Below are 19,222 nucleotides of genomic sequence, written 5' to 3' on the forward strand. Positions count from 1 at the left end.
TAGTATGAAATTAAGAACCAGGTATTCTTTGTTTATTCTGGGTCTGACGACTGGTAGCTTACTGATCCTGTCTATCTCATTGATCCTGTTGTTTGAAAATGCATCAGCAGAACTCAATCGCTTGAATGTCGATGATTTAAAAGCCGAACTGACGGAGCGGATGCTCAATCGTTCCCAAACGATTTCCCGGCAATTTGCCAAAAACCTGTCCCGCCCCTTATACAATTACGACTATGAAACCATCCTTGATCTGACTAACGTAACGCTGGCCAACGATGAAGTCGAAACCATTCATATCTTTGATTTGAAAAATAATTATTTTGGCCACAGTGATGGAATTGCCGATATTTTCGTTTCGACGGAACAAGTCAGTAAACAGCTTCTACAGGCGGTCAAACGCGGCATGACCTATAAAGAGCCCTCTGAAGACCAACTCTTCATAGCCCAACCCGTTCTGGTCGAGAATCGTGTTATCGGAGGGGTTGAAATGCTGTTTTCCCAGACCGATGTCATTAATGAAATCAAAGCGTTGGGAAATAAGGCCACTGAGCGCCGTATCCATAAAATATTCGAGTTTCTGAATATTGCCCTTGGCATTACCATCGCACTGGCCATTGCGGTCATCTCTGTTGGTGATCACATTGCAAAACGCCTGGTTCAACCGATTGCCAAACTGGTTAAGTTCGCCAACGATATCGGTCAGGGCCGTTATCGTGAACATCTCAGTATCAAAGCGGATGATGAAATTGTCGCCCTCGCAAATACCATGAATCAAATGGTGGCAAACCTTGAAGAAAGGTCTCTTCGTATTCAACATCTGGCGTATCACGACTCTTTAACAGATTTACCAAACCGATTGTTTTTCAGCGAAATCCTAGAACGCTGGATTGACATTTCCTACAGCCATAAAAAGTCCTTTTGCCTGATATTCATGGACCTGGATGGTTTTAAGCGGGTAAACGATACCTATGGCCATGAACTTGGGGACGAATTGATTCACCATGTTTCAAGCCGGATTAAGGCTCAGATGTCTTCTGTAACCCAGGAAGACAGTGATCGCCAGAAACCGTTCTTGGCACGGCTTGGCGGAGATGAGTTTGTATGTGTGTTGGAAATCAGCAGTCCAGCAGAAGCCGCGCACAATGCTACTGCCCTGATCAAAATGATCAGCCAGCCCTATCACATTCTGAATTTCGATATTTATATCAGCTGCAGTATTGGTGTGGCGATCTATCCTGATGATGGCAACACCGGCAGTAACCTAATGAAACGGGCCGATATTGCCATGTATAGCGCTAAAAACGCCGGCAAAAACGACTTCCATTTCTTCTCTCACGAAATGGATCAACAGGCCCATGACCGGGTAGCTTTAGAGAACGAGCTTCGCATAGCACTGAGCCATAATGAACTTGGTGTTTGGTATCAGCCATTGATTAATCTGAAAGATAACAGCATCTGTGGAGTGGAGGCTCTGGTCCGCTGGAAAAACCCAGTCCGGGGTTTTGTGGGGCCGGATGTGTTTATTCCTATTGCAGAAGAATCCGGCCTTATTCTGCCGATTGGTGACTGGATCATAGAGACTATCTGTCAGCAGCTAAGCCAATGGGAACCTCACCTGAAAGACGACTTCCATGTGGCCATTAACCTGTCTCCTATACAAATACGGCATTCTGCGTTGGAGAAAACACTGCTCAAGGCTATTTCTTCACATCGCATCAAAAATGACAGGATTCACATAGAAATTACCGAAACCGCACTGGTGGAAAATGAGGCAGCAACTCTCAGGACTCTGAGTCAGTTGAATCAGGCGGGCATCAAAATATGGCTGGATGATTTCGGTACTGGATTTTCCTCTCTGAGCCATTTGAAACAATTTCCAGTCTCTGGCGTCAAAATTGATCGCAGCTTCGTTGCTGATTTAGAGCAGGATGTGGATGATCGTGCACTGATCAGCGCGATGATCGTTTTAGCTAACGCCATGGCTCTGGACGTGATTGCAGAAGGCATAGAAACCGAGACTCAGTGCTTGTTACTTAATGAGCTGCAATGCCCGAAGGGACAGGGGTATTTTTACAGCCGACCACTGCCGGGAGACCAACTCCTGGATTTATACAGATGGTGGCCAGGCAAATAATTCCCGGGTATTGGCAAGTACCGCCCGCTGTATTTGCTCCGGGTCCTGTTGCTGCAACTCTGCCAGACAATTCAGAATTAAAAGCAGATTTTCCGGACTATTACGAGCCCCCCTGTGATCATAAGGGCTCATATCCGGAGCGTCTGTTTCCAATACCATCGAATGCAATGGCAATCTAGATGCGGCAGCCCGGATTTTACGAGCGTTGGGTCGAGTGATCAGGCCACCAATCCCCAGTTTAAAACCAATATCGATAAACCTCATTGCGTCTTCATAGCTACCGGAAAAGCCATGTACCACTCCGCGTACACCAGGATAATCACGCAAGATATTCTGCAATCTGGCATGCGTTTTCACACTATGAAGAATGACGGGTTTATCAAGCTCTTGCGCCACACTCAGCTGATATTTCAGACCCTCCAGCTGTAGCTCCGGATTACCTTTGAGCTTATCAAGCCCAGTTTCACCGATTGCCAGAACCGGAACCGGTGACCTATCAAATATTTCCGCAAGGTCACGCAACGACTCTATCGCGGTTTCACTCACATACCAGGGGTGCAATCCCAAAGCCAGGGCCACTTGTGGATACTGAGATGCCAATTGTAATTGTCTTGGCCAGAATCTGGGAGCCACTGCGGGCACCATAAACCCACGAATATTCTTTTGCTGGCAGGATTCGATAACTTGTTGACGATCAGCATCAAAGGCCTCGAAATCGAGATGACAATGGCTATCAATCAACATAAAAACTCCTGTCGTCCGGCAGAGGAATTCAGTGGATTACCGACTTCAGTTTATTGACTGGCAATAGCTTTTCCAAGCAACAGTTTGTCCACATAAACAAACGTCACGGGTTCATATTGCTGTGCCAATGGCAAACGCATGCGCAGAAATCTAAGAGTTTCGGGGTGAGGATGAGCAATGGCAATGGCATGGCCATTTTTCCTGGCTTTTTCCATCAGAATTTCAAATTGCCGGTCCAGACTCTGAGGATCAAGATCATTATCCAGAAAGACAGTACGTGTGGCGTAAGGAGTATTAGTCGACTCTGCAGTCTTCCAACCCAGGGAATCGGCTACCGTCAAACTGTCAATAAAAAACATCTGGTGACGGTTTAACTCCTTCATTAACCAGGACATGCTTTCCTGATCACGGGTCATCCGGCTACCCATATGGTTGTTAACTCCCATTGCATACGGTACAGCAGCAAGAGCTTCATCCAGCTTTTGGCGCTTTTGTTTGTCAGACATACCAACCTCCAACCCATACTCCCCCATCGGAAAGCCACTTTCACTTTCCATAGGCATATGCAACATGATTGTCTTGCCTTTATTGTGAGCATATTTGGCAAGCACCTGGGTATAGTTTCGGTCAGGTAAAAAAGCGAGAGTCAGGGGAACAGGAAGATCGATAGCCTGACGACCACGGCTCAGGTTGTAACCGAGGTCGTCAATAATAATGGCTACTTTAGCCTTTGACGTCTGCGCTTCAACGGCATGTACGAGACATGCCACTGAATACAACAGACAAAACAGAACTAGCCGCATCGCATTACTTCAGTTTGGATACGATATGCATACCTTTGAGCATATTAAGCGCTTCATAGAGCTGATAATCGGTTTCCGCCAGATTCTTTTCCGCTTCAGGATCACCATTGGCTTTGCCAGCCTCACCCGAAGCTGCGGTGTCATTCTCCAGGTGGCCCTGCAAATCAGATTCTTTAAAGAAACGACTTTCTTCCAGATTCAGTTTTCCACGCTCAACCGCAATATCAGGCACAATTCCCTGAGCCTGGATGGAACGGCCACTCGGAGTATAGTAACGGGCAGTGGTCAGTTTCAGGGCACGGTTCTCACCCAGAGGCAATATGGTCTGCACAGAACCTTTACCAAAACTCTGTGTCCCCATGATCACCGCGCGTTTGTGATCCTGAAGAGCGCCTGCCACAATTTCAGATGCAGAAGCTGAACCACCATTAATCAGGACAACCAGATTCACTCCATCAGAAGCGTCACCGGAGGTTGCACTGTACTTGAATTCAGAATCCGGCAAACGCCCTTCGGTATATACGATCAAACCTTCAGAGATCAGCGCATCCACAACATCCACTGCAGCATTTAACACGCCACCAGGGTTATTACGCAGATCCAGTACCAGCCCATTCAGCTCACCACCATTTTCATCACGCAGTTTCTTCATTGCACTGACAAAATCGGGGCCGGTACGCTGCTGGAACTGGCTAATACGCACGTAACCATAACCAGATTCCAACATCCGCTGGCGAATACTGGTCACTTTAATAACGTCGCGTTTTATTTTGATTTCCAGCGGCTTCGATTCGCCAGAACGTACAACTGTCAGCATAATCGTGGAACCAGGTTCTCCACGCATAATGTCGACAGCCTGACTGAGTGACAAACCTTTTACTGGCTTATCATCCAATACCGTAATCAGGTCTCCGGCCTGAATGCCGGCGCGAAAAGCGGGCGTATCATCGATTGGAGACACAACCCGGACAAATCCTGTTTCATCCATGGAAACTTCAATACCCAGACCTCCAAACTTGCCACTGGTGTCTTCCCTTAAGTCAGCAAAATCCTGGGGAGTCAGATAACTTGAATGAGGATCCAGCCCTGCCAGCATGCCACGGATGGCATCTTCAAGCAGTTTTTGATCATCCACTTCTTCAACATAAGAACGCTTTACGTGATCAATCACCTGAGCGAGATTACGAATATCATCAATCGGCAAACGGGTTTCAGGCCCTTTGCCTGCCTCAACCGAAGTACCAATGCCAATAAAAAGGCCCAAAAGACCTGCAGCAATAAATCCTATCCAAGTTTTCTTCATTGTGTTCATTCAATCAATCCACTTATAGTCACTTCGTATTTTACGCAGCAGTTTATTCTCTAGACTACCCGCTCCCTAAAGGACAATCATTATTTACGTGCTTTTTATGATGCCAATATTTTGGTTTTGCAGCTGGAATTACTGCTTTGCCAACCACTTTGCAGGGTTTCTTGGCTTCCCCTGATAACGAATTTCAAAGTAAACACCAGGTTCCTCCAGACCACTGTCACCAGCACGCGCCAGCAAATCACCTTTGTTTACCCACTCACCCACCGATCGCAGCAGCACTTCGTTTCGTCCATACAAACTCATGAAACCATCGCCATGATCCAGAATGATCAATAATCCGAATCCCTTCAACCAGTCCGCAAACACGACTCTGCCATGATGTACGGCTGTTACACCAGCCCCCTCTTTAGCAGCGATCAGGATTCCATCCCAAGTCAGCGGGCCGGCTCCCAATCGTTCACCGAAACGATGAGTCAATCTGCCCTGCGCAGGCCAGCCAAGCTGCCCCTGAACACTGGCAAACGGCACATCCATTTCAATTGGCACCAGGGACTTTAGAGACTCATTCATACGTTTCAGCAACTCTTCCAGCCGGGCACGATCCTCTTTCATCGTCACCAACCGTTGTGAACCACTGGCAATCTGCTGGTTCAACTTGACCAACAATTGAGTTCTTTCATTTTGCTGTTGCTTAAGGCGTTGGTTATCCTTCACCAAACGCTGATTGCTCTTGCGCAACTGCTCAGATTTATCATTCAGCGATTGTTCGGTATGTTGCAACTCTGTGAGATCCCTTTGATATTGAGTCAACAGGTCTTGCTGGGACTCACTTAACCAAGTGGCATAGTTGAGCATACGACGCAGATCATTTGGATTCTGTTGACTCAGAAGCATCTTCAATTGACTTTGTCGCCCCTGTTGGTAACTCGCAACCACCAGTTGTTCGATGTTGTGACGCTTTTTTTTCAGTGCCTGGCGGAGTTGAGATTGGTTGTTCTGCAACTCCGCAATTTGCTTTTTTAGCCGCTCAAGCTCCTGCTGCAATTGTTCAATTTCAGCCAGATTATCGGAAATGGATTTCTCGGTAGTCTTTAATTTTTCTTGTAGACCATCTTTTTGCTTGGAAACCTGCTGCAACCACTGGTTCAGCTTATCCATTTCTTGTTTCAATACTTTAAGATCTTTTTCAGTCGCCTGACGATCCTCTGCCAGTGCAAAAGAGCAGAAAGATCCAATTAATACACATATAAGCAACAGAAACTTCATTTCGCTTTCCGTATCAAATCAAACATCATCACCTTCCTGCCCGCGGTTCAGTAACAAAACCATGATCATTACAGTAGGTAGACACGCACAACCAACCACTACCTTTATATCTCTCTCCTGCACATCCCTGTATCCGAGGAATACCGTTCATCCCTTAACATAAAAAAGCCAGCTTTTTGCTGGCTTTTGGCATCAGTCTTGTCTGTAGTCTAGACGATCAGGTTTTCTCCCGTCATCTCTTCCGGAACATTTTCACCCATCATCGACAATAAAGTTGGAGCAATATCACACAAACGACCATCATTCAGCGATTTAACCTTGCCATGGCCACTGACGTAAACCAATGGTACCGGGAAAGTCGTATGGCTGGTCACTGGCCCACCGGTCTCGGGATCAACCATCAGCTCAACATTACCATGGTCAGCAGTAATCAAGCAGTCTCCGCCTGCTGCCAATATCGCATCTGTAACTGCTTTCAAACTAACATCCAAAGCTTCAACCGCCTTAATGGCCGCATCCATCTTGCCTGTGTGACCTACCATATCACCATTCGCATAATTACAGACAATCAGATCATAGGCACCGCTTTCAATTGCTGACACCAGCTTCTCAGTGACTTCCGGCGCACTCATTTCAGGCTGCATATCATATGTGGCAACTTTTGGAGAAGGCACCAAAATGCGGCTTTCACCCTCAAACTCCTCTTCACGACCACCGGAGAAAAAGAAGGTTACATGGGCATATTTTTCAGTCTCAGCAATACGCAATTGCGTTTTACCGAGACTGGCAGTCACTTCTCCGATAGAGTTGACTAGATCCTGGGAGGGATAAGCACAGCTACACTTAATATCCGCAGCATATTCTGTCAGCATGACAAAATCAGCCAACTGAGGCCGCACAGTGCGGTCCAGCGTTGAATCCAGATCATCCTGAACGAAAGCACGAGTAATCTCACGCGCACGGTCAGGGCGGAAATTCATGAAGATGACAGAGTCCCCATCCTCAATTTTAACGGCCTCTGCACTATTAGGGCGAATAGATGTCGGGGGTACAAATTCGTCATCTTTATCCTGCTCATACGCGGCACGCAATCCATCCACTGCTGTGGCGGCAACAATGTCAGCATTGCCACGCACCATAAGATCATAAGCCTGTTGAACCCGCTCCCAACGGTTGTCACGATCCATGGCGTAGTAACGACCAATCAACGAGGCAACATAACCAACATTCAGCTCTGCCAACTTGGCGTCCAGCTTCTTCAAAGTCGCTTCTGCACTACGAGGAGGGGTATCGCGGCCATCCAAAAAGGCATGAACATACACTTTCTTCGCGCCTCGTTTGGCTGCCATTTCAATGGCGGCAACCAAGTGATCCTCATGACTGTGAACACCGCCTGGAGATGCAAGTCCCATAATGTGCACAGCACCATTGTTCGCAATGGCTTTATCAACAGCACCGGTCAAAGCGACATTGTCGAAAAAATCACCATCTTCAATAGATTTGGATACCCGGGTAAAGCTCTGATAAACAATACGGCCGGCTCCAAGGTTCATATGACCTACTTCAGAATTTCCCATCTGACCTTCCGGCAGACCAACAGCCATTCCTGAAGTCTGTACAAGACTATGGGGGTATTCAGCCCATAGACGTTTCCAGTTAGGACAGTCTGCTTTTTCTATAGCATTGGATTGGGAGGTTTCGCTGTATCCAAAACCATCGAGAATAATCAAAGCATGAGGTATTTTTTTGGACATAGGACTTTCACCTGTAAGTTGAAAAACTGGATTGGAATATCACTATTCTACCTTGGTCGTATATAGGGTGCGAGGAAAGAAAACTAATTCACTCGATAGCATTGACCTGCACGTGTATACTCCACGCCTTCTTTTCAACCCTGTATTACGATTATTAAGTATGGAACAGTTTCTCGTCTTCATCATGAACCATTGGATATTATCCGCAGTCTGGTTAGTCTTTTTCATTCTGGTCATTCTTAATGAAAGTGCCAGAGGCGGGGCTCAACTCAGCCCTCAGCAGGCGACTCGCCTGATCAACAGTGAAAATGCTGTGGTGCTCGACGTCCGCAAAAAAGATGAATTCAAAACCGGCCATTTGCCCAACTCGCTGAATATTCCTGCAACGAATATCAGCAACAGACTTGGGGAACTGGAGCCCTACCGCAATAAGCCTATCATTCTGGTCTGCAAGACCGGTACCACGACAGGCACAGTTGGGGCAACGCTAAAAAAAGCCGGATTTGAAAACGTCACTCGCCTCAAAGGAGGGATTACCGAGTGGCTCAGCAACAACCTTCCCTTGGTTAAATCCTGAAGCAGGCAATGAATATGGCAAACATTACGATTTATTCATCCAACTACTGCCCATTTTGCATGCAGGCAAAGCATCTACTGCAACAAAAAGGTGTTCAGTTCAACGAAATTGTAGTTGATGGAAAAACTGATCTGCGCCGCGAAATGACGGCCAAAGCAGGACGCCATACCGTTCCCCAGATATGGATAAACGACACCCACGTCGGTGGTTGCGATGATCTTTATGCTCTGGAACGCACTGGCAAACTTGACCCATTGCTTGGATAGTCTGCTTCTGATTACCGATTATTGATAGGAATACACAAGTCATGACAGAACAAAAAAAGCCGGTTTTCGGCATTCAAAGACTCTATATCAAGGATTCTTCGTTCGAGTCCCCCAATAGTCCGCAGATTTTTCGTCACCCCTGGGAACCGAAAATCAATCTGGATATGAACACCAAAACCAAACAGCTTGATGCAGCCGTTTACGAAGTGGTTCTGATGTTGACCGTGACAACCAAAGTGAGTGATGAAGTGGCATTTGTTGCCGAAGTTCAACAGTGCGGCATTTTCAACATGGAAAACTTTGAAGAAGAAGTCAAAAACCAGATGCTAGGTGCCTATTGCCCAAATCTGTTATTTCCATATGCACGGGCATATATTGACAATCTGGTAGTACAAGGCAGCTTCCCACCTGTGCATCTGGCACCGATCAACTTCGATGCAATTTATCAGCAAAAACTTGCAGAGTTGAATGCCAAGAGCGACAGCGACTCTGAAACAGAATCATCTATGCACTGATCCTGTCAACAAAGTCTTGCCGGTATCCTCACCGGCAAGAATCATAATAGCAACTCACCCTTCCCCAAATACCGAGACGTTTTCAAACCCCTGCTCACGTAAATAAAGTACCTGCATCTTGCTCATCACACCCTTGTCGCAATACAGCACATATGATTTGCTTTGATCCAGTTCAGGATATGCCTGACGAAGACGATAAAACGGAATCTCAAGAGCATTGACCGCCTTGGGAGGAGCTTTCAAGTCTCTTTCATCAGGGTGTCGAATATCGATCAGAATTTCGTCATCTGACAAATGAGAACGATAAGGCACCTCATAACCGCTGGCTTCTGTTACATACAATTCATCTATGTTTCTGACGACCGTACTTTCAAGCGCAGCATCCAACACAGAAAAATCGAATTTCTGTTCTTCCGCCAGTACTTTTTCGAGCCTGGCGCGAGTAGTCGGCTTTCTGGATATCACTCCACAGTATTCTGGTATGGTTTCAGCGAACTCAGCCGTACCGATTCGCCGGGCCTGATCAATTATCTCCTGCTTGTCCGATACAACCAGCGGTCGAAATACCAGCTTATCGGTCACTTCCTCAATGACCTTGAGGTTGATCATGGTCTGACTGGAGACTTGGGCAATAGCCTCACCCGTTACAAATGACTCCAGATTAAAGCGTTCTGCCACCCGGTCTGCCGCCCGATACATCATCCTCTTCAAAATGACGCCCATGTGTGAGTTATCAACTTTGGTTAAAATCTCAGCCACTACCGTTTCAAATGGCACTGCTATAAACAGTACACGATGGCTGGATCCAAATTTCCGCCAAATATATTCAGCAACCTGTTTAACACCATTTTCATGAGCTGAACCGCCCAGATTGAAAAACAGAAAATGAGTCCGAATGCCGCGTTTCATAATCTGATAAGCCGCAACTCCGGAATCAAACCCACCAGAGAGCAGTGTTAAAGTGGTTTCCTGGGTTCCAATTGGAAATCCTCGCAGTCCGTTGATACGGCGGGTAACCAGAAAAAGGTCCTGGTCACGAATCTCAATTTTAATGGTGATATCCGGATCATTCAGCTTTACAGCTTTAGCTTCAGTGTGTTGATTAAGCCCACCACCCACATAACGTTCAACATCCAGCGAAGTGAAGTCATGCTTTCCTACCCGCTTGACCCGAACAGCAAATGTTTTACCTTTGAGTTCATTACGGTATAAATCTTTAGCCTTTAAAAAGATATCTTCCAGACTTTGTAACTGAAAACTTTCAACCTGGAGAATGTGTGCAATTCCCGGCGTACATGCCAGGGATTCAGCAATGGCATTACATTGATCTTCACTGGCCTGACTCGATGGCTGTACAAAAAGATTGTCCCAAACTCCGCTGACGGCGACATTTGTATCAATCTTTTGCAGAATGTTTCTGATATTCTGCCGGAGTTGTTGAGTAAACCTTTTTCGCACCGGTTTGCTCTTAATGGTAATTTCTGGTGCCAGTTTGATAATAAATTTCATGACAACGTGCTTAGCTGGTTCTTAGGGCGCGCAATTATAGCTGTTTTGCGCCAAACACGAAGAAATGAGTTAAAAAAAATTCAATGCACCAAAAAAGATCACAAAAAAATCACAAAGCACAATTACGATGCACTTGATTTTTTGCAGAGTACAAAAAAACTATGCCACAAGGTTTTCTTGCCATGGCACAAGCTTTGCTTTTTTGTGCACAGATACAGTGCGAACCGATACTCAGCAGCTCGGTTAGAAACATAACGTGGCAATAAGCCAATCAACTTCGGAGACTGAATAATGTCAGAAAAAACCCTTACTTTGATCAAGGAGTCTGAGGCTAAATGGGTTGACCTGCGCTTCACTGACACCAAGGGTAAAGAACAACACGTCACCATCCCCTCATCCAGTGTTGACGAAGATTTTTTTGAAAATGGCCAGATGTTTGACGGTTCGTCCATTGCCGGCTGGAAAGGCATTAACGAATCAGACATGATCTTGATGCCTGATGATGAAACCTGTGTTCTGGATCCATTTACAGAAGACACTACTGTCATCATCCGTTGTAACATCATCGAACCTTCTACCATGCAGGGTTATGAACGCGATCCTCGCTCCATCGCCACGCGCGCAGAAGAGTACCTGAAATCAACAGGCTTGGGAGATACAGCCTTCTTTGGTCCTGAACCCGAGTTTTTTGTATTTGACAGCGTTAACTGGCACACCGACATGAGTGGCTCCGGTTACAAAATTTCTTCTGAAGAAGCAGCCTGGTCTACTAACGAGTTGTATGAAGATGGAAACCTGGGCCACCGCCCAAGAGTGAAAGGCGGTTATTTCCCTGTTCCTCCAGTCGACAGCCTGCATGATCTTCGTTCAGCCATGTGCTCTGCAATGCAGGCCATGGGCCTGGAAGTTGAAGTACACCACCATGAAGTGGCGACTGCCGGTCAGTGTGAGATTGGTGTTAAGTTCAACACCCTGGTTAAAAAAGCCGACGAAACTCAGATTCTGAAATACTGTGTGCACAATGTTGCGGCGGCTTATGGTAAAACGGCGACGTTTATGCCAAAACCAGTTGTTGGCGATAACGGTTCTGGCATGCATTGCCACCAGTCTTTCTGGAAAGATGGCGAAAACCAATTTGCAGGCGATGAATATGCCGGGCTGTCTGAAACAGCACTGTATTACATCGGCGGTATTATCAAGCACGCCAAAGCTCTGAACGCTTTTACCAACCCAGGAACGAACTCTTATAAGCGTCTGATCCCTGGTTTCGAAGCGCCTGTTATGTTGGCTTATTCTGCCCGCAACCGTTCAGCATCTATCCGTATTCCTTACACTGCCTCACCTAAAGGCAAGCGTATCGAAGCCCGTTTCCCGGATCCGATTGCGAACCCTTACCTGGCATTTGCAGCTATGCTGATGGCCGGCCTTGACGGCGTTAAGAACAAAATTCATCCTGGCGACTCAGCAGATAAAGATCTGTATGACCTGCCACCGGAAGAAGCGGCAGCAATTCCACAAGTCTGTGGCAGCCTCCGCGAAGCGCTGTCCAGCCTGGATGCAGACCGTGAGTTCCTGACAGCTGGCGGTGTATTTACCGACGATATGATCGATGCCTACATAGAACTGAAAATGGAAGAAGTCTTCCGCGTTGAACACACCACTCACCCTGTTGAGTTGGATATGTATTACTCAGTTTAATCATCGGTCTATTTTAAAAAAGCGGCATTGTGCCGCTTTTTTTATATCTAGTGCTTGGCTAATCTCCTGTAAACGCCCGCTACTCCCGCCTTTTAAATGGCATATTCAATATAAAATAACTAATATTAATGATGGTATAGTAAATATTGCCGCCCATAAAAATAATCTAAATCAGAAGGAACAATGATGAAATTTTACTTGCTATCGCTAAAATCAGTAACAATCCTATTTACCTTGTTTTTGCTGGCCGGATGCGGAGGAGAAGGAGGAGATGACAGCTCTGGAGGATCTTCTGCCTCATTCAGCTATACAGGAAAAACATCCGCAGCCACTGCCAGTGACAGCAACTACAAAGATCTTGCGTTGACTGGTAGCTACGGTTCTAAGATGGCTATAACATCCAATAACGTACCGTCCATTGGTGGCCGATCTCTTAATCAAGCGACCATTCTTCCAAACAAATTAGTCATTCAGCTTACCAAAACTCCATCAGGGACATCCAGAAGCACTCGTACCAGTCAAGATATGTCTGCTGAAATCTGTGAGAGTGGGTCTGCTGTTGCTGACGGACAAGGCAACGAAAATTCCGGCGACTTCACAATCACTTTCACCAACTGTGCCATTGATGTCGGTGACGGCACAACCGCAATCTATAACGGTGTTGCTCACTCAGTCTATTCGTCCGATGACTCCTTTACTATCTCTTATCAGAATTTCACCATCCAATACAATGGAACCACTTCCAGTCTGAATATGACCTTCAGTTGCGATAGCAACTTAAATTGCACCTCCTATAACGATTTCTCTGAAGATGGAATAACCTACCGGGTCAGTGATGCCAGCGTATATGGCGACAGCTCGTCCGGCTGGAATGTATCTGCCCGGGTTTATCATGAGAATTACGGCTACATCAACATTCAGGCTTCCAACCTTATCATGTGCGATAGCGGTGGTTTTAGTAGCGGATCTATCAGTATTACAGACAGCAGTAATAGTGAAGTGATCAGCATCGTGTTTGATAGCTGTTCATCCATGACAGTCACCTATAACGGTAACGCAGAAACAGTCAGTCAATAAGACGACTCGCTGGTGCCGAAAGCAGCTTTCGGCACCACCTCATTGTAAACGCAACTCCCCCCACACTATCATTCACGCGCACATATCTTTGTAGTAAGCTTTCTGGCTAGTTTATATAAACTCGCAGGGCTATATCATTGAAAATCAGCGTTATCTTTACCACCTACAATTCTCCCGCCTGGCTGGAAAAAGTCCTCTGGGGCTTTAATTGTCAAACTGATCAGAACTTTGAGCTACTGATTGCTGATGACGGGTCTGGTGAAGAAACCCAGCAGCTGATTTCCAGGTTCCAGCAAGAAGCACGTTTTGAAATACATCATATCTGGCAACCAGACGAAGGTTTTCAAAAATGCAGAATTCTCAATAAAGCCATTGTTGCCGCAACGGGTGAATATATCGTCATGACAGACGGTGACTGCATTCCCCGCAACGATTTTGTCGCGGCTCATCGTCAAGCAGCTCAACCCGGATGTTTTCTTTCGGGAGGCTATTTCAAACTGCCCATGGAGACCAGCAAGGTAATTACCCGTCATGACATTGAAACAGGCAATTGTTTTGACACAGAGTGGTTGGCCAAACATGGAGTCAAGCCAAGTATCAAGTTTATGAAGCTCACTAAGCAACCAACACTGGCCAGTCTCTATAACACTGTGACAATGACCAAGCGATCCTGGAATGGCCATAACGCCTCCTGTTGGAAACAGGATGCTCTAAAAGTAAATGGCTTTGATGAAAGAATGAAATATGGCGGTCTGGACTGCGAATTTGGCGGTCGTTTACTGAATGCTGGCATTAAAGCCAAGCAAATCCGCTATAAAGCAATATGTATACATCTTGATCACTCCCGTGGTTACGTGAATGAAGAAGACTGGAAAAGAAACCGGATCATCCGCAAAACGTCCATTCAGGAAAAACTGATTGAAACTCCGGCGGGAATCAAACAGTCGCACTGATAAAGCTTCAGCCTTTTTTTCCAGCAATTAACTGACGATAAAACCCTACAATGGCCTGATTCGCATTTGCGACATAATGAGCACTGAGATCCGGGTAATGCCGATCAGGCCTTGCCTGCAATCGTGACAACAAAACTCGGGCAAGATCTTCAGTATCATCCACCCGAAATAAATCCCCCCCGTAATCATCAATCAATTCTTTACAGCCCCCGATGTCCGAAGCGATAACAGGCACACCTGCATCCATCGCCTCCAACATAACTCTTGGAAGAGGCTCATAACGCGAAGGACAGACCAAAAGATCAAAACACTGATAAATGTCTTTAATATCTGTTCTATAGGAATGAAAGGTAATACGGTCATCATTCTGGGCAAGATCTTTTAGTTTTTGTTCCTGATGACCGCTGCCAAAGAACCCGAGTTTGACCGGCAACGAGGTTTGCAATTGCTTAAACGCCGGAATCAGGATATCCCAGGCTTTACTCTCGTGATAGCGCCCAACGGCTCCTATAAGAATATCCTCAGGCCGATATCCCAGTGATGCTCTCAATTCCGTGAGTTTCGAATCAGGCAGTGTCGGATGATGCTGCAAAGAATTGTTAGCTTTGAATGCCTGTCCCTGGTAAGCCGTCGGAATTTTTTCTATCTGCCAGCGAGCATTACAGATCAACCCATCCATCTTCAGAAAATGAGGCCCATTCACTTCAATGTGCAGTGTCGAAACAGTGGCAGCAGCAGGATTTATTTTAGCCACCAACCGTGTTGACCGTCGCAAATGGGCATGAATAACATCGGGTTTAAAATGATCAATGGCTTTTTTCAACTGCCATCTGGTGAGAATTTTAGCGGAGACCTCTATCACTTTGACTCGATCATCCAGATGATCTCGAATGGACACACCATGTCGACGATGATCCTTACGTATTACCACGCAAACCTGATGCTCTATACACTGTTGATTACTGGACTCCGCCGTGGAGCGCTCGGATCCAGCAAAACCTCGCGACAACAGAACATGCATTATTCGCAGGGAAGATCGATTATTGGACATACCATCAAAGAATTCTTGGGAAAACAATATTTTAATAGAGAATCAGCGCGAATGCGACACGAGCTCTTATAATCGTAATCACCAAAATATCACATAGACAAAAAGCCTCACGAAACTCGTAAGGCTTAAAGTCACTAGGTAGATTTCAATATTATTTAATAAATATAACCAACTTTAGCAGTCAGACCTTTTATGTCCCAGCTCAGTTTTTCAGATAAATATGGTCAGGCGAAACGCAAAAAGACCCGAGGTGAAAAATTTCTGGTTGAGATGGACACATTATTGCCCTGAAATGAAATGGAAAAGCCTATTCGACGTTATGACTGTAAATTCCTAAAAAAGATGAAAGAAGATAGTTTGCAGCTCTTGATGGAGACCATAATTGCGCAGATCAGCGTTTCTCTAAGTTTCGGAACCGGTGATGTCAACTGGTATTTTGGCAACAAGGCCACCAACATATAATCAACACAATTATGGTCAGGCTGACTTCAACCTGCACCATGCTAATCTTCTGATTTCAGAGGCATGGTAAAAAATATGCTGATATACCTGCTTCTTAATCAACTGTTGATCCCAGGCAGTCTCACAAGTAACCAGATATTGAGAAAGCACATAGACATACTACTGTCATAGAATCATATAAGCCGTTCAATGTTGAGACAGGCACATGAATTAGGTTTCTCAAGGCACATCTCAGAAGGACAGGACATTCCAGACTCATATTTTTATTTGTTAATCCCAGCTGATTCAGATTACCATCTTGAAGAGAAGATTATGACCCGCCTATATAGAAAAAATTCCGTCTCTACTCAGACCACATATCGTACCCAATACATTTGCTGAATATCATCCTCACCGTCATCCCACAAACACAAAATGCCCGCATGCAATAACTCTGACCCAACTTATCAGAGAGTTATGTTTCATTGAGGAATATATGCAAACCAATGCAAATTTTTCGGCCATGAACAGTGTTAGCATATGTTTTATCAGCTTCATTAACCTGAAAATTTTTCCTAAAAAACACTAGCAGATCATCCTTGTCAGTATGAAAAATACCAAAAATCTCTTTTGGGCATTTGAAAATGAATCATGTACATGACATGAAATCTACTAAATCAGCATTAACTGAATAGATGTGAGCATCCAATGAGATTATTTTTTTTAAACCTAACTCTTACCTTATGTTTATTGTCAGGTACCGGGTGCAATGATTTTCAGGTAGACATCCCGAGTGACAATACCTCCACAGACAGTAATAGCGCCAATAATGATTCTTCAGACAATTCATCCAACGATAATACCTCCGATGGATCATCTTCAGGTGATAGCTCTTCAGGAAACTCCCAGGGTGATAACTCATCTACAAACACATCATCCTTGCGGCGTCCATTATCACCAGAGCACCCCATGTTCATGGTGCACATTGACACCTGGAACACTGCTGATCCGCAAAAAGTTATTGACCTTATACCTGAAGACATCCGCCCATATACTGTATTTATTCTCTCCATGTCCATTTATCATAAGAGTGCAACCAACGGTCAATGTAACTGGGAGCTAGTGGAATACGGTATCGAAACTGCCAAGTCATGGCTGAGAACTGCCGCCGAAAATGGCGCCTGGGCGATGATCCAACCTTCAAGCGGGGGTTTCAGCCACCTTCCGGATTATGGTCTGGATGAGGATCTGGAAAACACCATTTATGGGGAATTCTTCCGTGATTACCCCAACTTTCTGGGGTTCAACTATGCCGAACAATTCTGGGGATTTAATGATGATTGTTCTCCAAGCTTTCAGGATCGCTGGACTCACTGGGCAAATCTGCTGAAACTGACTCATAAATATGGTGGCTATCTGGCGGTAAGCTTTACCGGTGGATTCTGGGGCGCCGCACTCAATCCGGTGGCAATGGTCAAATCCAACGAGCACCTCGCCGCTGCTGCCAGAGCTTATACGGAAAATTTCATCATTCAGGAAAAACAAACCGGCGGTTACGGTTTTCATGATATCGAAAGCATCAGCCTGGGTATGTATCTTTCAGGTTACGCCGGACATTATGGTATCCGCCCTGACAGCAGTGGTTGGAACAATGATGACCAGACTTACCCTCCGGCAGCCGGGGCCGCACCACTGATGGAACACCTAATGTTAACAGGTGAAACGGTCATTGATGGTCCTGAGTTAATCTGGCAACAAAGCATTCGCAGCCTTTTTGACGGAACAACATCTGATGGCTACCGCACCCGACGGTGGGACTTGTTCCCACAATTCAAAAACATACATCTGGACATTTACCGTCGGATGCTGGACGGTACTATCCGTATTCCAGACCGTCAGGAGGTTATCGATCGCACCAAAGTTGTTATTGTCAATGATACATATTCAGGCGATGACAGAAATAAATACTCGTCTCCCAAAACGCTGTTTTCAGGCCTTTATCTGATGGATGATGATGGAACCAATCTGGATCAGGTCAGCTGGTTTAAGAAAACCGGACGTTACCCAGCGATACCGACGGTCTGGCAATTGTCCGATGAGGTCGCCAATTCATTTCAGGTACAGGTCAACAGGTCTGATTACGCCAGTCGCTGGCCAAACATTACTGACAAAGTGAGTGAATTCAATAATCTGTTTCCTCAGGAGTCCACAGGTGACCTTTATGTCGGCCGTAACGAAAATGCCTGGGTAACCTATAACCCTTACAGAAACGGCAAAAGTGCCAGTGCGCACATCCCCTTTCAATACAATACCTGTAATGCCATGGATCTAACTTACACCCAGTGGTCAGCAGCCGTCATCAAAGAATACACGGATAAAATCACATTTTATCTAACTAACTATACTCCCGATGACTCCACGTTGAAGACGGATGTTATCCGGATATCCGGTAGTACTTCACAACCTGCCTATTCATTTACAGATACCGGAGATCATCCTTCCAGTAACCTCACAAGTGATTGGTCAAATGGTATCCTTACCCTGAACGTGAACCACAACGGCCCACTTGAAGTGACTGTTAACTGCTCCGGCACAGCCACAAACCGCCGAACAGGCTATACTCAAACTTCCGTATCACCTCCGGCGGCACCAATGGCATACACTGGCCCCCGCCAATATGAAGGTGAACATTTTGATTTTAAAAATATTGCCGGGATCCATGCGAATGCCGTTCATGACAGCATTCGTAATTACCAAGGAATGGGGTATGTGAATTTTGGCAAAGGCAATTCCGCCAGCGTCAGGGATTACGTTAAGGTACCAGCCAGTGGTAGCTATACACTAAAAACCCGTTACCATACTAACATCAATACTGACTCTGTGACGCTATATATCAATGGCGTACCGGCAGCTACACCAACCTTTAACCAAACCTCGTCCAACAATTGGGCAACCGATGAGCAACTTATCTACCTTAGTGAAGGCACTAATGAAATTGAATTCAGAGCAAACGGTTCCCGATCAAGCGACCTGTATATCGATAATATAGTGCTTATCAATCATAACTGACCATTAACGGATCATGAGCCGTAACCGCCAGGAAAACACAAGCAATATTTTTC

At 45.7% G+C, this 19,222-nt stretch carries 16 protein-coding genes; 8 read left to right on the forward strand and 8 right to left on the reverse strand.

Features of this window, described 5'->3' with window-relative positions:
- Positions 1 to 4 precede the first annotated feature (4 nt).
- On the forward strand, positions 5 to 2,134 hold the full coding sequence (locus ACQY6I_RS17600) for an EAL domain-containing protein (RefSeq protein WP_428242813.1): 2,130 nt from the start codon (positions 5 to 7) through the stop codon (positions 2,132 to 2,134).
- On the opposite strand, the gene ACQY6I_RS17605 is transcribed toward ACQY6I_RS17600, so the two are convergent.
- The 5 genes from ACQY6I_RS17605 to gpmI form a co-directional block, all read right to left on the reverse strand.
- The gene (locus tag ACQY6I_RS17605; RefSeq protein ID WP_428242814.1) at positions 2,108 to 2,878 is read right to left on the reverse strand and encodes a TatD family hydrolase; all 771 of its coding nucleotides are present in this window, start codon (positions 2,876 to 2,878) and stop codon (positions 2,108 to 2,110) included. The two genes, ACQY6I_RS17600 and ACQY6I_RS17605, sit on opposite strands and share 27 nt — an antisense overlap.
- Before the next feature lie 50 nt (positions 2,879 to 2,928).
- Entirely contained in the window at positions 2,929 to 3,681 is a 753-nt protein-coding gene (locus ACQY6I_RS17610; RefSeq protein ID WP_428242815.1) for a divergent polysaccharide deacetylase family protein, read from the reverse strand.
- A 4-nt stretch (positions 3,682 to 3,685) separates the two neighbouring features.
- Positions 3,686 to 4,993 (reverse strand): S41 family peptidase, encoded by a 1,308-nt coding sequence (locus ACQY6I_RS17615; RefSeq protein WP_428242816.1) that lies wholly within the window; start codon positions 4,991 to 4,993, stop codon positions 3,686 to 3,688.
- A 129-nt stretch (positions 4,994 to 5,122) separates the two neighbouring features.
- Entirely contained in the window at positions 5,123 to 6,259 is a 1,137-nt protein-coding gene (locus ACQY6I_RS17620; RefSeq protein WP_428242817.1) for a murein hydrolase activator EnvC family protein, read from the reverse strand.
- A gap of 209 nt (positions 6,260 to 6,468) precedes the next feature.
- Positions 6,469 to 8,013 (reverse strand): 2,3-bisphosphoglycerate-independent phosphoglycerate mutase, encoded by a 1,545-nt coding sequence (gpmI, locus tag ACQY6I_RS17625; RefSeq protein WP_428242818.1) that lies wholly within the window; start codon positions 8,011 to 8,013, stop codon positions 6,469 to 6,471.
- A gap of 160 nt (positions 8,014 to 8,173) precedes the next feature.
- On the opposite strand from gpmI, the gene ACQY6I_RS17630 reads away from it, so the two are divergent.
- From ACQY6I_RS17630 to secB, 3 genes are read left to right on the forward strand one after another with little or no spacing between them, the layout of a single operon-like run.
- Positions 8,174 to 8,590, forward strand: coding sequence for a rhodanese-like domain-containing protein (locus ACQY6I_RS17630; protein WP_428242819.1), 417 nt, complete (start codon positions 8,174 to 8,176; stop codon positions 8,588 to 8,590).
- 14 nt (positions 8,591 to 8,604) lie between these two features.
- Positions 8,605 to 8,856: a glutaredoxin 3 gene (gene grxC, locus ACQY6I_RS17635; protein ID WP_428242820.1), complete on the forward strand. Its 252-nt coding sequence runs from the start codon at positions 8,605 to 8,607 to the stop codon at positions 8,854 to 8,856.
- A 41-nt stretch (positions 8,857 to 8,897) separates the two neighbouring features.
- Positions 8,898 to 9,371 carry a protein-export chaperone SecB gene (secB, locus tag ACQY6I_RS17640; RefSeq protein WP_428242821.1) on the forward strand — a complete coding sequence of 158 codons (474 nt, stop codon included), beginning with the start codon at positions 8,898 to 8,900 and terminating at the stop codon, positions 9,369 to 9,371.
- Positions 9,372 to 9,425: 54 nt separating this feature from the next.
- Here secB and thiI read toward each other — a convergent pair whose 3' ends face one another.
- Positions 9,426 to 10,880 (reverse strand): tRNA uracil 4-sulfurtransferase ThiI, encoded by a 1,455-nt coding sequence (gene thiI / locus ACQY6I_RS17645; protein WP_428242822.1) that lies wholly within the window; start codon positions 10,878 to 10,880, stop codon positions 9,426 to 9,428.
- Positions 10,881 to 11,171: 291 nt separating this feature from the next.
- Here thiI and glnA point away from each other — a divergent pair, with 291 nt between their 5' ends.
- The 3 genes from glnA to ACQY6I_RS17660 all read left to right on the forward strand — a co-directional run bounded on the left by glnA (position 11,172) and on the right by ACQY6I_RS17660 (position 14,608).
- A complete protein-coding gene (glnA, locus tag ACQY6I_RS17650; protein ID WP_428242823.1) occupies positions 11,172 to 12,578 on the forward strand; it encodes a glutamate--ammonia ligase in 1,407 nt (468 codons plus the stop codon).
- A gap of 183 nt (positions 12,579 to 12,761) precedes the next feature.
- Positions 12,762 to 13,655, forward strand: a complete 894-nt coding sequence (locus ACQY6I_RS17655; RefSeq protein ID WP_428242824.1) for a hypothetical protein — start codon at positions 12,762 to 12,764, stop codon at positions 13,653 to 13,655.
- Between the two features lie 137 nt (positions 13,656 to 13,792).
- Positions 13,793 to 14,608, forward strand: a complete 816-nt coding sequence (locus tag ACQY6I_RS17660) for a glycosyltransferase family 2 protein (RefSeq protein WP_428242825.1) — start codon at positions 13,793 to 13,795, stop codon at positions 14,606 to 14,608.
- A 7-nt stretch (positions 14,609 to 14,615) separates the two neighbouring features.
- Here the strand turns inward: ACQY6I_RS17660 and ACQY6I_RS17665 are convergent, their stop codons facing one another.
- A complete protein-coding gene (locus tag ACQY6I_RS17665; protein ID WP_428242826.1) occupies positions 14,616 to 15,659 on the reverse strand; it encodes a glycosyltransferase in 1,044 nt (347 codons plus the stop codon).
- Between the two features lie 1,217 nt (positions 15,660 to 16,876).
- Positions 16,877 to 17,077, reverse strand: coding sequence for a hypothetical protein (locus ACQY6I_RS17670; protein WP_428242827.1), 201 nt, complete (start codon positions 17,075 to 17,077; stop codon positions 16,877 to 16,879).
- On the opposite strand from ACQY6I_RS17670, the gene ACQY6I_RS17675 reads away from it, so the two are divergent.
- A complete protein-coding gene (locus tag ACQY6I_RS17675) occupies positions 17,070 to 19,169 on the forward strand; it encodes a glycoside hydrolase family 98 domain-containing protein (RefSeq protein WP_428242828.1) in 2,100 nt (699 codons plus the stop codon). The two genes, ACQY6I_RS17670 and ACQY6I_RS17675, sit on opposite strands and share 8 nt — an antisense overlap.
- Positions 19,170 to 19,222: the final 53 nt, after the last annotated feature.

Origin of the sequence: Gynuella sp. (assembly GCF_050297175.1) — a bacterium.
GTDB lineage: Bacteria > Pseudomonadota > Gammaproteobacteria > Pseudomonadales > Natronospirillaceae > Gynuella.